The sequence below is a fragment of the Candidatus Villigracilis sp. genome (assembly GCF_057083605.1).
Genome location: NZ_JBXMTI010000014.1, coordinates 22617 through 37704, shown reverse-complemented (window position 1 = coordinate 37704; position 15088 = coordinate 22617). Strand labels below are relative to the sequence as shown.

The window sequence follows — 15088 nt, the reverse complement described above, 5'->3', positions numbered from 1 at the left end:
TCGCAATGACATAAATTACCTTGAAACTTTTTGCCAAGACTTCTGTCAAACGTAGTGAGAAACATGATAAACCAAGGAGAACCAAAATGAAAAGACCTGTTGTAATCACATTATTAGTTGTAGCGTTATTATTCGTGCTGGCTGGAATTAGCGCGGTGGCATTCTTTACCCTGCGCAGGGCAGATTTTGCATTCTTCAATGTGCCCCTCGTCTCGGCCACAGCGGAGGTAAACAAGGCCCTCAAAATCGACGGAGAGAAGCCTGTCACTCTCAGCGTGGATGATGACGCGGGCGATGTATCCATTGTCGGCGGAGATGTGGAGGCGGTGGAAGTCAAGATCGTCAAGACAGGCTACGCTGCAACCCAATCTGGCGCGGAAGAGCATTTGCAGAATATCAAGACCGAGGTCAAGCAGAATGGGAATACCATTACATTGATCTACAAACTGAGTGGACGCCAAACTCATGAAGTTGACACCGTGGATTTCATCGTGACCGTTCCGACCGAAACGATTGTGAAAATCGAAAATGGTTTTGGCATCATAGATGTCGCAGATGTGAACGGGAACGTGGGCATTGTTAGCGACTTTGGCGATGTCACGGTGAAAAATATCGAAGGCGCTTTGTCAGTGGAAAACTCCAGCGGCAAGATCGAGATCAGCAATGTGGATGCAGGCTCGCAGGATGTGAAGGTTGACGCCGATTTCGGAAGTATCACGCTGCAGCAAGTCAATGGTAGGGATATGACCATCAACTCGAACAGCGGCACTCTCACCTTTACAAATGTCCGCGCTACAGGAGACATTTCCTCAAAGTCAGACTTCGGCAGTATCACTTATGAGAATGGCTCTGCCGCTTCGCTCACCATTGAATCCAAGAGCGGCAAGGTGGCTATCACCAAGGTCAATATCCGCGGAGCGCTGCTCATCACCAGTGATTTCGGCGAGATCGAATTGAACCAGGCAATGGCAGGTTCCTATGATCTCGACTCCAATAGCGGTGGCATTGTCATTGACGGTGCAAAGAATAAGATCAAAGCGCACGCTGAGTTCGGCAGTATCACCATCGAAAACGCGCAGAACGCCACCCTCGAACTCATCTCCAACAGTGGCGGCATCGAATTCAGCGGGTCGCTTGGCAAAGGTCCGCACATAGTCAAATCGGATTTCGGCGAAATCACATTGACCCTGCCTGCCGATACAAAACTGAACGTGAATCTCAAAACCGATTTCGGCAGCATCGACTCCGATCTTCCCATCACGGTCACAGTGAACGGCAGTTCGGGTTCAGATAAAAATCAGATCGTTGGCAGCATTAATGGCGGTGGAGAGCAACTCACTGTCCAAACGAACAGCGGCGGCATCGACATCACCGCTATCAAGTAAAATAACAGGGCGTGGGAAATTCCACGCCCTGAATTTTTTTAGAAGGATTTCAAATGAACGATCTCATTCCCTGCTTCGGTGTTGTTGGTGTCCTTGCCATTATCTTCGGCTTTCTCGCCTTCCTGCGTTATATGAATTATAAGGAAACCATTGCTCTCGCCGAAAAGGGATTGACTCGCCCCGAAAGTAAACCTGGCAATAAAGGCCTGCTGCGCTGGGGGATTGTCATCGCCGCGCTCGGATTGGCTCTCTCACTTGGACTCTATCCATTGGGCTTTGACTCTGGCAACAACTACCCGCTTCACCTCGGACCGTGGATGCTGGGTGGCTTCGTCCCGCTTTTTCTTGGCCTTGGGTTGATCCTGCTTCATTATTTGACGGAGAAGGAGTGAGTATCAACTGCGGTGGTTGAGTAGGGCGAGTCTTTTTCTCGCCCGTATCGAAACCACTTGTAATTGAAAAGCTCACCATCAATTGGTGGTTTCGATACGCCCTTCGCTACCGTTCAGGGCTACTCAACCACCGAGTTCATTTAAATTGATCTCTGTATCGTTGATTTTTAATATATCCCCAACCAATTCAACCGAATCATTTTCAAAACCGAAGAGTGTCCAGAAGCAGGCATGAGATTGATGGGCCTCAAGCATAAGGGAAATGGCAGGCTCTTTGTGACCATAATAGCGCGAACGCCATCCGCGGGTGGAGTTGGGGTCAGCGCGGACGGTGGAGAAATTACCAGTTCCATTTACCAACCCTGTTTGAATTAAGACTCTGGACTTAGACAGTTTGATGTCTGATGGCATAAGCCATACCTCATGTGCAGCAGCAAGCTGCTGCACTCCAGAGGGAGAATCACTTAACAACCAATGAAGTGAATAATGATGCGACTCGTTTGCGTCAAGATTATCAACCACCAACCAGCGGTCACCATCAATTGCCATGACCGTGCGCTTGTGAGTGATGGGTTTGTAGCCGTCATGCTCCCCCACCCAGATATTTTCACCATGCTGTAGAACTTTGCCACGCGCCCAATCCGTCCACGTGAAGCGGCTGACCAGGGACATTTGATCTCTGCCATCCACCGTCACCGTGTTGTGAGCGGATGTGCGCGCGAGTCCGTTGCGCCAGACGCCTTCGCCGCTATAAAGATAAGTCCCTGCGTCGCAAGCGATGTTGTGACCGTGAATCCACAAATCCACGTGGAGTTGGTCGGCGTGGGAGGGACGGGAACGAAAGTCTGTGCAGCGGATGATGGCTTTGCTGTTTGTGCCACGCAGGATGTACGTCCCACCATCAGAGAATGATTCACCGCGAAGAGCGCGAAGGTCGCTAAGATCTAATTCTTTCTTCGCGCTCTTCGCGTGCTTAGCGGTAAATTGCTCTCCGCACAACCAAAACACATCTTCATCCCATTCTCCTTCTTCAAACATGCGCTCACCTTTGGTAATGACCGAACCCAACTGCAAAAGCGGACGGTAATCAGTGAAGTCGCAGTTGTTCAATGGCAATATGAGTGCGCCATCGTTGGAGCCGTAGACGGGCATTTGGCCCGTGGATGGGTCGATGAGGTGGGAGAGATAGGTGATGGAGGGAGAAATAGAAGAGTAAAGAGAATTAGAGAATGGAGAATTGTTCAAGTCGCCGAGTCGCATGGCATAAAGATAAAGATGAAGAATGAAACGATGATAGTTAAGGGAGTACATCGAGTAACTGCCGTCGGGGAAGATTTGTTTAGCAGCTTCTTCTTCAAGTAGTTTTTTACCAAGGGAAAAGTATTTTTCTGCATCTTTGAGTTCGGGGAAAAGCAGACCGACCATCCACAAGCCGAAGGCCTCGCTGATGGTGTGATTGCTGCGCGTGGAAATGGCGTAGTCGATGTTTTTGTAAATCCGTTCGGCTTGGGTAGCGACGAGTTGGGTGAAGTGGGAGATGCGTTCAGGTGTGGTTGATGGAGAATGGATAAATGCATAAAAGCCGAAGGTCCATGCCATGAGACGCAGGGAGATCTCCTGTCCATCCTTCCAATTGGCGCCTGTGTTGGGGGGATTATATTCCGCCCAATCGGAGATCAATCTCCAGAAGGCTTCGGGATATTTTTCATTGTTTGTGGCGGCATAAGCACGGACGAGGGTGTAGACAAAGGCAAAGCGATTCGGTTCCCAGATGAATTTGATGTCAGTATGTCGTTGCGAGGAGGGCCCTTGCTCTTCCCGACGAAGCAACCCCCAACTAGGTGGAGACTGCTTCGGCAAAAACCAAGAGCGCCTCGCAGCGACATAATCATCAGAGATTTGAGACCAGTGTTTTTCTGAATTCAGTTCTATTTTTGAGATGGGGTTAGTATGCCAGTTTGGAGGGAAACCTGTTTGTTGAAACTCGTGAGCAAAATATTTTATTTCGCCGTTGATGATGCGGTCGGCTTCTCGTACTGCGACATTTATGTCGCAACCTGCGAGATGAATCTCGTGGTACGTTTTTTCAAAGAAAAATTTGGGCGCATTTTGTTTGCGCCAATCGGCGTAAGCATTTGATTCGGATGGGATATCTTTCTTCAGCCATGTCGCCAGCGGACGATCACTCCATTTGTATTGCGGCATTTGCAGGCGGATGAGTCCGCTGCGGAGGCGAAAGGCGTAGGTGAGGCGAAAGGCCGACCAACGCAGACCAAGTTCTCGGTAGAGGGAGGCGAGGATTTTTATCCGATTGAGCATGAGAAGGTGTTTCTTGATGCGTAATTCGTAATTGGCAATTGAATTACTTTGTGCCCTTCGTGTTTAAAGAATTTAATTGCTCAGCATGGCGATATAGGATAACCCAAAGACCAGGTAACCCGATGATGATGAGAACGGGAGCGATGGCCGCGCCCTGTGACCATGCGAGCGTAAGCCTGACGGCAAGGAAGGTTAGCACCATAAACATAAAGCTGATGGTGGAGTGAGAATAGCCGCCCGTCACGAGGCGCTGATAGACATGTGTACGATGCGCAGCTAGCACATCCTCGCGCCGAATCACGCGTTGAATGAAAGTGACACCCGCATCCATGATAATGGTCCACATCAAAAGCGTGCCAAGCATGAGCGCGTCGCCGCCTTCGTCCGCAGCAAGCAATGGCAAAACAGCAAAGGTGTAGCCAAGAAAGGTACTGGAAACATCGCCCATGAAAATTTTCGCGGGCGACCAGTTATGAATAAGAAAGCCGAGGCTGCTGGCTGAAACGGCCAACGCAACCCAAAACGCAAATGTGTTTTCCATGTTCACGGAAAGCAGCATCCAGCCGATGCCGCCCGCAAAGGCCACGCCGCCCGCCAGGCCGTCGATGCCGTCCATGAAGTTGTAGGCATTGGTCAGGCCGACGATCCACAAAATGGTGATGACGAAGCCCACCACACCAAGCTGCAATTCACCAAACAACGGGATGGTGACGGATTTGAAATATCCCAGCCCCAGCACTGAGGCCAGCGCAACCAGGCTTTGCACGTCAAAACGTAAACGCGGCGAAAGCGAGTGCAGGTCATCCCGCCAGCCCAACCATGCGATGACCAGTCCGCAGACGATGTAGATCAATCCACGAGTGAAGCCCGCCTCATAAATTGACCATAAGCCTGCGGCTGTTACGAGCAGCACGATCATCAACCCTCCGCCGCGCGGCGTGGGCGTGGAATGGGAACTGCGTTCGTTTGGATGATCTAAAATACGTCGCCCTTCGGCGTAACGGCGGATTCCCCACACGCCGAGGTACGAGAGGATAAAGATGAGGGGATATGCGAGGGTCGGTGTCATTGAAGCTGATTCTAACCCATCCGCTTCTTGCTTAACGGATAGTTGATTCTGTTTCGATGGGCAGTCGTTTCCCCGACACGCCCCGCTCGATGGTGAACCGTCGAGCCATTCTTACGAAGCCCACTAAAGCGGACTACATTCAGAATCGATTGCCAACACACGTAATACTACTCATGTTTTTTTACTTTTCCCCAAATCGTCAAAAATACTTTTGAAAAGTTTTTTTCCAAAGTCGATAAGGTGTTCACAGTATTCTAGTGTTGGAACAATTTCAAGTTGTGTCCACGAATATTCAGCCATAGAATATTTCTGCAAATATTTATCCAAGTTCTCTTCTATTCTGAAATAAGTGGGTATCCCGTTATCTGCCTTATAAACAACATAGGGTTTTTCAGGTTCATAAAGATAAACAGGTGTTAACTTATAGCCACTATGAACAATGAAATTCCTTAAACGATTGATGTTTAGTAATTCTTGCCAATGCCTTTCATCTATTTTGCAACTAGCTGCTTCCATAAGGAATTTCCTAGCGCGCCAAATTCCTTTACCCAAATTCGCATTCTCTTTTGCAGCAACAGATATTTGCAACTTACGTTTTTCGCAAATATCCAACATCGTTTGTTCAACAAATGAATACCACGCAGTAATAAAACTACCATATATCAATTTTGGAAAGTCCTTCACCAATTCAAAATACTTGTCTTGGTAATCATCAATAACTTTATCAGTGTCTTCATAATCTTCTAGCTCTCTTTCCATAGCAAGCTTATATTCTGCTTCGGTTTTCTCAAATTCGGACGCAAGCGAACGTGTAACCATATCTAGATATCTCGACATTTGTTCAAGTTCGTAACTTATGAAAAAACCTTCTAAATTAATGCCCATGTTTTTTGACCTCCTTATATTGATCTTAATTCTTCATCAACTGCAGAATTAACCACCGCCGAGGATGGCAGCTTGAATTTATGCTTGTTTTAATTCCAATTTTATCCCATCCTCAAAACTGCGTGGACTAAACCCAAAATCCCTTTGCGCTTCTTCATAGGAGAATGCCTTGTTTTCATTTATAGTCTTAGCATCTGCTCGGCTTTGATAGGCAGACGGATATGTCCGCATGGCCGAAACCGAAATCCCTTTGGGTTTCTGTTATCTTGCAATCTCTCTTACTTGAAGGTCGGAGAAGGCAATGCCCAAATTTGTGTCCCCGTTTGGTTCAACTATCACATGTAATTTGCCCATCGCGTAGCGGCTGTCTTTGAGGGAAGTTGCCAACACTCCGTTCAGGTAGGCGCGAAATCGTTCGCCATCACAGATCACGCGCAGGCGATTGGTCACATTCAGGCCTTTCCTCAATGAAGAGTGATTCGTCCAATCCACCAATATGTTCCATTTGAGGTCATTGCTGGTTGTATCTTTTGTAAAATAACCAATGTTGTATGACCCCAACGGAGATATATATACTGCATACCCGCCGTTATTTGTCAGGCGGGGGAAAAATCCAGCCGCAATCAAATTCTCGTCACCCTCTGTGAACTTGATCGTGATACTGGCGTCAAAATCATCCAAAAAACCCGAGCTTATCAACACATAATATGAATTGGTACGAGGTTTATAGAAACCCCGCAATTCGGATGGACTGCCTTTGTGGAATGTGATCTCCCCATCCTTGATCAATTCCCAACCTGGCAGAGTATCGCTACCAAAATCGGCGCCGAGCAGAAGGTCACCCATATCTGGTTCAGGGGTATCGGTCTTGGACATGCGAAAGGTCGTACCGCAGAACTCACAGACGGTGAGGTCCGCTTTCATGGCATGTACAGACAGAGATGCTCCACAGTTGGGACAATTAAGTGCTTTCATGCTATTCATAGAATTATACGATATCCATCGTCAAATTTTGCACTTCTATCCCAATCCCCTCGCCAAAGCTGCGTGGACTAAACCCAAAGTCCCTTTGCGCTTCTGCGTAGGAGAAGTCTTTGTTTTCGTTCAATCTCAGCACCTGCTCGGCTTTGATGGGTAAACGGATTCGCATTCGCTCGGTGAAGTGCAACACACGGACGATGGGCATGTAAGGCAGGTGAAGTTTCCAGACGCGTTTGCCCATGGATGATGCGACTGTATCGATGACCTGGTTGTAGGTCAGCGGGTCTTTGCCAGCGATGTTGTAACTTTTTCCGATGGTCACGTTCGTTCGCAAGGCACGGAGCACGGCCTGGGCAACATCGTCCACGAAGATGGGCCGTTGCAGGGATTGGCCGTCCCCGAAGATAGGCATGATGGGCAAAAAACGCAGGAGTCGGATCAACCGCCACATATTGCGGTCACGTGGACTGCCGTAGATCATGGTCGGGCGCAGGATGGTGAAATCCAGTCCGCTGGATTGGATGGCGTCCTCTGCGGCGAGGCGGACGGATTTGCTGCCCGCGTTCAACTGCGTGAAGATGGCGGTGGTGCTGATGAAGATAGCGCGTTTGATGCCCACTGCTTTTGCGACGCTGATGATATTATCCGCGTGGCCGAAGCCAAGGGATGCAATGTTGATGAGGGCGTCCACGTCGTGCATGGCAGAGATTAAGGATTCAGGGTCGGATAGATCTCCGATAGCCCACTCAACCTGAAGTGGAGAAAGAGGCGAGCGATCACTAGTCTCGCGAGTCAAACAGCGAGCTGCGTATCCATGTTCCAAAAGCAGGGGGACGATGCATGAGCCTGTAAATCCCGTAGCACCTGTGACGAGTACTTTCATAAACTCCCATTCTGTGTCATGCTGAGCCGCTCTTCGGCGAAGGGTCTCTATGATTATGTCAGAGACCCTTCGCTAGCGCTCAGGGTGACACTATTTTTTGACCAATGTTTCAAGCAAGCCGAGTGTTTCATTTAATTTATCGCGACGGTTAAGATGCTTCACCAAATAGACGCGGGCATCTGCGCCCATCTGCTTGACGCGGGCGGGGTCGTTGGAAAGCGCAAGGATGCTTTGCGCGAGGGCTTCATCGTCATTCGGCTGCACGTACACTCCCCCATTTGAAGACTCGATCAGCTCACGCGAAACGCCGTCGATCACCAATACAGTGGCGTGTCCCGCCGCCATGTAATCAAAAACCTTGTTGGGATAGGTGGTGCGGAACATGGGAATATCCTGCAGGATCGCAAGGCAGACATCGGCGGATGCGACGGTGAGCGGCATCTCCTTTTTGGGCCGCACGCCTGCAAAAATAATATTAGTCAATTGCAGCCGCACGGATTCAGCTTCGAGCCGCGCCCGTTCCTTGCCATCACCAAAAAGGACAAAATGAATTTTGTCGTACGGCTTCAATCTTTCTGCTGCCCGCAAAATGGTGTCGATGTCATTGGCCTGACCCAACGCGCCTGCGTACAGCACTACAAATTTATCCTCCAGTTTTAATTCCTTGCGAATGGATGAACCATCGATTGATGGATTGAACATGTCCACATCTGTACCATAGGCGATGTAGGTGACCTTGCTTTCGTGCACACCTTTTGCGATCATGTAATCACGGTAGGCAGGTGAATTCACCAAAATATGTGTGGCACGTGCGTACAAAAATCTTTCAAGCCAGCGCGCGAGTGCAATTAGGATCGGATTTTTCAACACGCCCATACTCACTCCAAACTCAGGCCACAGGTCACGCACTTCGAGCAAAAACGGCTTGCGCCGAATCAAAGCCACGAACCATGCAGAAACTGCTTGAAAGATGGGGGGCGTAGTGCCCATGATCAAGTCCGCATCTTTGACTTGCAAAGCAGTCCACACCGAGCTGAACATGAAACTAAAAAAGGAAATGATGCGCCAGAAATAACTGCGATGCAGGGTGGGGTAAATGTACGAGCGCAGTATGCGCACGCCTTCAAAATTCTGCTCGGCGAAGATGCCGCGATGCTCAATCGTTCGTTTGCCAGTTTGGTAATTCAAGTCACTTGCCACGATTACCAGATCATGTCCGCGAGTTTGCAAAAATTTCGCCATCTCAAAATGGCGTGTATGCCCTGGTTCATCAGGTGAGACGAAGGCCTGGTTGATCAATAGGATTTTCATCAGCCGTCATTATATATGATTTATAGGATGACAAACCGCCTCGCCCCAAGCCGATATTTGATCCGTTTCGAGAGTCATTTTCTCATCTGATTATGGTGCGTTTTTATGACAAACCTCTCCTATTAACATTTGCGTAAGGAAACAAGCCTGAGAGTCTTTGAGAGTCCCGCAGGATAGAATTAGCATCATCGAAGAAAGGAAATTAAGAATGGAAATCCCACGACATTGGCGTCTCAAAAAACAACGATATGGTCTGGTAGGCGAAGTCTGCCCACACTGTGATCATAAAATCTTCCCACCTCGAGATGTCTGCCCCAACTGCGGCGATGAAGCCAAGGAATTATTTACTTTTAGCGGAAAAGGTGAAGTGTATTCCTACACCACCGTGTATGAAGCCCCAGCAGGCTATGATGCGAACGCTCCCTACACCGTAGCCATCGTCAAACTGGACGAAGGCCCCATGCTCACCGCACAGCTAACTGATGTAGACAACAGCGAAATCCAGATCGGCATGCCCGTCGAAATGGTCACCCGCAAGATGCGAAACGATGGCGATGAACGAGGGCTGATCGTTTATGGGTATAAATTCAGGCCACAAAACTTTGTACCCACCAAATAGAGAACAAAAATCTAAAAACGAATGAACACCCCCACGTATAGGGGTGTTTTCGTTTAAAACATTCCTATAAACGATCAATCCACTTTTTGCTAACTATCGACAACTTATCCAATCCTAGACCCTGCCTGCCTTATACTGTTCCAGTCAATTCATCACTACAGGCAGGTTCCTATGCAGAATCTTTCAACCGTTCTAGATCAAACCACATGGGGAATCCATCTCAACTTCGAGGGGTACTTCGCCTCCCCGCCGAACCCTCCCTCCTGGCTTACTCAACTTCAGCAGCAAGATTGGCAACAGCGAGGAATTGTCCTATGGGATGCAGATCATCGCATCGTTACTCATCTATATGCAGGATATGCGATCGAACTCCTTGAACACCTGCAAGACAATAGCGTATGGAAGACCAAAGGTTTGGTGGTTGGCTCCCCGGCATTCCAACTTTCAAACAGTAGTGCAAACTCTCCATCAACAAACAACAAAAGTTGGAGGAGATTGGATGCTGAAAAACCAAATAGAACTTAGCGCAGACCAAGCAATAGCCCTTGTTGAATTTCTCTCATCACAGGAAAGCTTGTTGAAGCGTATTTCAGTTTATGACAAAGAAGATGCGAAACAAGCCCTCAACAAGGTTTATCGGCTCATCGCTGACTACGGCAGAAAAGTGCGAGAAAGAAAAGGAACCAGAGAACTGATCGAAAACAGGGAACCGAAAACCCTCCCCATATCAATACCACGCGGCAACTATTTCACGGTTTATCAGGCCGCACAGGTTTGCCACGCCACCTCAAAACAGATCAGAGCATGGATTCGTCAAGGCAAACTTGAAGCACTCAACCTACCAGGATTAGGGATCATCATTGAGGCTGAAAAATTAAATGAGTTCTTGGATCGGAGAAATTCGGAGTCCAACTTGTTACCGCGATGAATCCCTGCCCGTGTGGCTATTATGGCGACTCACTCAAGCCCTGCACCTGCGCACCTGCCATGGTGACGAAATATCAAAAGCGCATCTCTGGTCCCCTGCTGGACCGCATTGACATTCACATCGAAGTCCCGCGGGTGGATTATGAAAAGTTGAGCGGAGATCGGGTGGGTGAATCCAGCGAAAAGATTCGCGCGCGGGTTCAGGCTGCCAGAGATATATAAAATAAACGCTTTTCAAATGGGGAGGCAAGAGATATCGTCTGCAACGCGGATATGCGGGTTGGGGAGGTAAGGCAATTTTGTCAGTTGCAGGCTGAAGGTCAAAGTTTGATGCGTGCGGCGATGAGCCAATTGCAACTCTCCGCGCGTGCCTATCATCGCATCCTGAAACTTGCTCGCACAATCGCGGATCTGGCGGGGAGCAAAGAAATCCAGTCCGTGCATTTGGCAGAGGCATTACAGTATCGTCCAAAGATCATGATAGGGTAAATAGCTCAAAGTTATATTAGCCTAATTTCACATCTCCGCACACATGTACGGCAATCCCCATTTCAGCGAACATGACTGCCTTTGCGGCCAAGGCTTTATCGGCCAACTCTGCTGTTGGAGTATAAACCACCTGAATATGATTAGCTTTGTGACGAGCCATTAATTGATCGCGGCTTATGCCATGCAAAACGGCGCTCATGATGGGCCATTGCGGGGTGGTGGACTCCCAACGGAATTTCATTTCTTCAGCCGACAATGCTACAACTGAACCACGACCCATATCTACATGTAGTGTCCCATCTTGAATGTAAACGCGGCTCCACACAATTTCACCGGGCTTGCTCTCGCCCTTGATGGTTCCGCCGCCTTTGGGGAAATACATGGCGGGCTGACGCTCGCTTACTGCCCCAGCATAACCGCCTACAAAATGAGATGCGGGCACCGCGCCGGAAATCTCAAACACCCAGACGAACTCATCAATTTGATCATCTTTATAATGCCGCCCCCAGCGAATATCGTGCAACGTCGTTGCTGGATCCAAGCCCATGGCTGTCCATACCCGGTTTGTGATAAGCGCATCCAAACCGGCGCCTTCATCTACCTCGTTGAAATGTGGCAAGGCTTTTCCAGGAAAAAGCTCTTTTCCTGTTTCTTTATGATATACAGGCGGACGCTCAACGTTGTTTAACAATCCTTCCACGAGATCAGAAGCAGGAGTCATGTCTTTTAGTCCCTGCTGGTATTGAATTCCAATCGCGTCGCAACCAAAGGCATACGCAATCCGCATCGCGGCAATATACATTTTTAGTTGTTCGTGGATTTGCGCATCGGTAAGCTCGGTTGTATCATCATTTCCAACTGCGAAGCGCATACCCTTTTCATCGAGCCAGGTATGTGCCGCCCTGGCTTCTTCGTTTGAAACAAGCCGCATCTCCGCCAGCAAAGCCGACTGGCTGAATCGCTCCTTATATACTCCACAAGGATTCAGCAATTCATCATCGATGATGGCATTGTACATTCCCATGCAGCCCTCATCAAAGATTCCCAAGATGGCCTTGTCATTCTTAAGCTCTTGAGCGAGCGCAACTCCCAGCCGGGATTCCTCTGCAGGTAGTTGAGTCAGGTCGAGATTGCGAACGTGGCGCGCATCGTGAGAGATTGTCCCCTCTTGCAGCCACTGTCGAATCCCTTTCAGGAAAAAATCATCCCTGAAGTCTTCACTCCAGATCGTGCTATATGTAACACCCATTTTAGTGAGTGAACCATTCAGATTTAACAAACCAACCAGCCCAGGCCATTGTCCGCTCCAATTGGCAATGGTCAGAATCGGACCGCGATGATCACGCAGCCCGGCAAGGACATGATAGCTGTATTGCCAAACCGCTACGGCAACAATCAACGGTGCTTGCGGTGGGATCATTTTGAAAACATCCATTCCCATGCGTTGATTCCAAATGAAGCCGTGTTTCAATACTTCATCGTAGGGATGCGCCCGTTTCACGGTCCAGCCTTCAGTAACAAATGCCTTGTTGATTTGTTGTTCCATTTCCAATTGGGCGGGCCAGCAGGTTTGATTGGCTGATAAACGCAAGTCACCGCTGGCAAGTAGAAATATTTCGTTTGGATTTGCGGTTAACTGGGGGCCTTTTATAGGATTTTGGTAGGTCTTCATGGATTTTTCCTTAAAAACATATTTCATGATGAATATTGCCTAAATACTCCTATTGACAAATAAAATTTAAGGTAGTACAGTATACCATATTACAGAACTCCATCATACAAACAAGGAATTAGTATGTCTGAAGAACTCTCCAACAATAGCTCCCTTCTGGAAGGCGCATCCATCGAGCCTTTGGAACGTGAACAACGCCTTTACGAGCGCGTAGTTGAAAAAGTATTGGAACTGATTTCATCCGGGGCGTGGAAGCCTGGGTTTCGCTTGCCGCCAGAGCGCGAACTATCTGAGGCCTTTGGAGTCAGCCGTACGGTGGTTCGTGAGGCTGTCAAGGCTTTGGAGGCACGTGGCGTGCTCGAATCAACAACCGGCAGCGGGGTTTCCGTCCGACTTGCCGACTTTAATATGGTGTCCCGCTCCCTGCAAACTTATATGCAACTCACCAACCAAGTCGACTTCGAAATCCGCCTAAATGAAGTGCGACGGGTATTGGAAGTTGAGCTGGTTGCGCTTGCTGCGGGTCGGGCCACACCCGAACAACGGTCACAACTTCGTCAGATTTGCCAACAGATGCGGACCGGCGATAAGACCGCCCAGCAGATGGCTGAGCTGGATTTTCGCCTGCATGTCACTTTGGCTGAAGCCACCCAAAACGACCTGTTCAAGATATTGCTTGCCCCTTTAATCGACCAGTTACGCGATCATATAATCCTGACCTGGGAAGATTTTCCACGTCCTGTAAATTTAGTCTTTGATCAGCATGAAGCGATTGTGGCGGCTGTGGAGAGCGGGGATGCAGAAGCCGCACGTCAGGCAATGATCAAGCATTTGGCATTTTCGCGCGAGGTATTGGAAGATATATCTAAATCACAGAAGGGAAATGATTCATGAACAGCAGCTCTTCCATGCTAAAGGTTGCGATTGTTACAGGTGCAGCACAAGGAATCGGCAGGGCGATTGTGCACCGTCTGGCCAGGGATGGCTTTGCAGTTGCAATAGTCGATATAAACGCAAATGCACTGGACAAAGTCAAAAAAGAAATCGACAATCTGGGAGCACAGGCATTGGCCTTGACTGCAGATCTAACTAAACTGGAAGATGTTCAAAATGTAATAGAGCAATCAGCTAAATGGGGTCAGTTGACCGTGCTTGTTAACAATGCCGGTCGTGTACTCATAACTCCATTCCTCGAAATTAACGAACAGGAGTGGGATGCCATCCTAACGCTTAATCTTAAGACTGTTTTCTTTGCAACGCAATTCGCAGCCAGACATATGCAACAAGGGGCGCGTATCATCAATCTTTCTTCCATATCTGGTCGATCAGGGCGTTCAGACCAGGCACATTATGCCGCTGCTAAATGTGCGGTGATCAGCCTGACACAATCGGCGGCGCTCGCTTTTGCATCACAGGGTATTACAGTTAATGCGGTCTGCCCAGGTGTAGTAGACACACCCATGACGGTCGGCATCCATGAAATTCGCGCGTCTGCTCTTGGCATTACACCGGAAGAATCACTAGCCCGCATGGTTGCGAAAATCCCACTGGGTCGTCTTGAAAAAACTGAAGATGTTGCTGGAGCCATTTCATTTTTATGCTCATCTGATGCAGCTTATATCACCGGACAATCGCTTAACGTGGACGGTGGCATGGAAATGAATTGATGGCCCTGCCTCGCATTGCCGATCTCGTGGTTGGAGAATGGCAGGAACATGCCCGTTTTCCGGGTATTTATATGAAGGGCCTGCTGACATCAGCAGACAATCCGCTGGCCAGTGTCAACGTAGTAAGAGTCCCGCCGGGCGGCAATATTGGTCGTCACCGGCATGCACAGCAACTTGAAACGGTCTGGGTCATTAAGGGGAATGCGATCCTGACTTTAGATCAGACGGAGGTCCCTATCAGAGATGGACAAATAATCGCAATACCCATTGGCCTTGAGCATGCGTTGCGAAATGAAAAACAGGATCTGGTAGAGCTGCTAACTTTTTTTACTCCCCCACTCATATGAACAAAAAAGCGGCACACACCAGTGCTGTTAGCCAAGTTAAGAAAAACAACCTGGCGGCGAGCAATTCACCAGTCATAGCTTAGGTCCTCGCCGCAGATACGAACCCGCTGCACGCAGGTGATCATCTCTGTAAGTAGAAAGG

The 15088-nt window shown here is 48.8% G+C and carries 16 protein-coding genes and 1 pseudogene; 10 read left to right on the top strand and 7 right to left on the bottom strand.

Annotated elements, in window-relative coordinates; genetic code table 11:
* The first annotated feature begins 86 nt into the window (after nucleotides 1-86).
* Both AC14M5_RS02585 and AC14M5_RS02580 read left to right on the top strand, forming a co-directional pair.
* Entirely contained in the window at nucleotides 87-1385 is a 1299-nt protein-coding gene (locus AC14M5_RS02585) for a DUF4097 family beta strand repeat-containing protein (protein ID WP_484028063.1), read from the top strand.
* Nucleotides 1386-1438: 53 nt separating this feature from the next.
* On the top strand, nucleotides 1439-1777 hold the full coding sequence (locus AC14M5_RS02580; RefSeq protein WP_484028062.1) for a DUF6249 domain-containing protein: 339 nt from the start codon (nucleotides 1439-1441) through the stop codon (nucleotides 1775-1777).
* 123 nt (nucleotides 1778-1900) lie between these two features.
* Here AC14M5_RS02580 and AC14M5_RS02575 read toward each other — a convergent pair whose 3' ends face one another.
* The 6 genes from AC14M5_RS02575 to AC14M5_RS02550 form a co-directional block, all read right to left on the bottom strand.
* The gene (locus AC14M5_RS02575) at nucleotides 1901-4096 is read right to left on the bottom strand and encodes an alginate lyase family protein (RefSeq protein ID WP_484028061.1); all 2196 of its coding nucleotides are present in this window, start codon (nucleotides 4094-4096) and stop codon (nucleotides 1901-1903) included.
* A gap of 43 nt (nucleotides 4097-4139) precedes the next feature.
* On the bottom strand, nucleotides 4140-5165 hold the full coding sequence (locus tag AC14M5_RS02570; RefSeq protein ID WP_484028060.1) for a glycosyltransferase family 4 protein: 1026 nt from the start codon (nucleotides 5163-5165) through the stop codon (nucleotides 4140-4142).
* Nucleotides 5166-5336: 171 nt separating this feature from the next.
* The gene (locus tag AC14M5_RS02565) at nucleotides 5337-6050 is read right to left on the bottom strand and encodes a BAR domain-containing protein (RefSeq protein WP_484028059.1); all 714 of its coding nucleotides are present in this window, start codon (nucleotides 6048-6050) and stop codon (nucleotides 5337-5339) included.
* Nucleotides 6051-6311: 261 nt separating this feature from the next.
* Nucleotides 6312-7034, bottom strand: a complete 723-nt coding sequence (locus tag AC14M5_RS02560; protein ID WP_484028058.1) for a hypothetical protein — start codon at nucleotides 7032-7034, stop codon at nucleotides 6312-6314.
* Between the two features lie 4 nt (nucleotides 7035-7038).
* Nucleotides 7039-7914, bottom strand: coding sequence for an SDR family oxidoreductase (locus tag AC14M5_RS02555; protein WP_484028057.1), 876 nt, complete (start codon nucleotides 7912-7914; stop codon nucleotides 7039-7041).
* A 90-nt stretch (nucleotides 7915-8004) separates the two neighbouring features.
* A complete protein-coding gene (locus tag AC14M5_RS02550; protein ID WP_484028056.1) occupies nucleotides 8005-9225 on the bottom strand; it encodes a glycosyltransferase family 4 protein in 1221 nt (406 codons plus the stop codon).
* A gap of 208 nt (nucleotides 9226-9433) precedes the next feature.
* Here AC14M5_RS02550 and AC14M5_RS02545 point away from each other — a divergent pair, with 208 nt between their 5' ends.
* The 5 genes and pseudogenes from AC14M5_RS02545 to AC14M5_RS02525 form a co-directional block, all read left to right on the top strand.
* Nucleotides 9434-9844 carry a Zn-ribbon domain-containing OB-fold protein gene (locus AC14M5_RS02545; protein WP_484028055.1) on the top strand — a complete coding sequence of 137 codons (411 nt, stop codon included), beginning with the start codon at nucleotides 9434-9436 and terminating at the stop codon, nucleotides 9842-9844.
* Between the two features lie 171 nt (nucleotides 9845-10015).
* Nucleotides 10016-10369 carry a hypothetical protein gene (locus AC14M5_RS02540; protein ID WP_484028054.1) on the top strand — a complete coding sequence of 118 codons (354 nt, stop codon included), beginning with the start codon at nucleotides 10016-10018 and terminating at the stop codon, nucleotides 10367-10369.
* The gene (locus tag AC14M5_RS02535; protein WP_484028053.1) at nucleotides 10344-10772 is read left to right on the top strand and encodes a hypothetical protein; all 429 of its coding nucleotides are present in this window, start codon (nucleotides 10344-10346) and stop codon (nucleotides 10770-10772) included. Before AC14M5_RS02540 ends, AC14M5_RS02535 begins: the two co-directional genes overlap by 26 nt.
* Nucleotides 10769-10993, top strand: coding sequence for an ATP-binding protein (locus tag AC14M5_RS02530; RefSeq protein WP_484028052.1), 225 nt, complete (start codon nucleotides 10769-10771; stop codon nucleotides 10991-10993). The genes AC14M5_RS02535 and AC14M5_RS02530 overlap by 4 nt, the downstream gene beginning before the upstream one ends.
* A gap of 18 nt (nucleotides 10994-11011) precedes the next feature.
* Nucleotides 11012-11260 (top strand): annotated as a pseudogene (locus AC14M5_RS02525) (magnesium chelatase subunit ChlI family protein); the annotation flags it as partial.
* A gap of 16 nt (nucleotides 11261-11276) precedes the next feature.
* On the opposite strand, the gene AC14M5_RS02520 reads toward AC14M5_RS02525, so the two are convergent.
* On the bottom strand, nucleotides 11277-12932 hold the full coding sequence (locus AC14M5_RS02520) for a fucose isomerase (RefSeq protein ID WP_484028051.1): 1656 nt from the start codon (nucleotides 12930-12932) through the stop codon (nucleotides 11277-11279).
* 123 nt (nucleotides 12933-13055) lie between these two features.
* Here AC14M5_RS02520 and AC14M5_RS02515 point away from each other — a divergent pair, with 123 nt between their 5' ends.
* From AC14M5_RS02515 to AC14M5_RS02505, 3 genes are read left to right on the top strand one after another with little or no spacing between them, the layout of a single operon-like run.
* Entirely contained in the window at nucleotides 13056-13826 is a 771-nt protein-coding gene (locus AC14M5_RS02515) for a FadR/GntR family transcriptional regulator (RefSeq protein WP_484028050.1), read from the top strand.
* The gene (locus AC14M5_RS02510; protein ID WP_484028049.1) at nucleotides 13823-14599 is read left to right on the top strand and encodes an SDR family NAD(P)-dependent oxidoreductase; all 777 of its coding nucleotides are present in this window, start codon (nucleotides 13823-13825) and stop codon (nucleotides 14597-14599) included. The genes AC14M5_RS02515 and AC14M5_RS02510 overlap by 4 nt, the downstream gene beginning before the upstream one ends.
* Nucleotides 14599-14946, top strand: coding sequence for a cupin domain-containing protein (locus tag AC14M5_RS02505; protein WP_484028048.1), 348 nt, complete (start codon nucleotides 14599-14601; stop codon nucleotides 14944-14946). Before AC14M5_RS02510 ends, AC14M5_RS02505 begins: the two co-directional genes overlap by 1 nt.
* Nucleotides 14947-15088 lie beyond the last annotated feature (142 nt).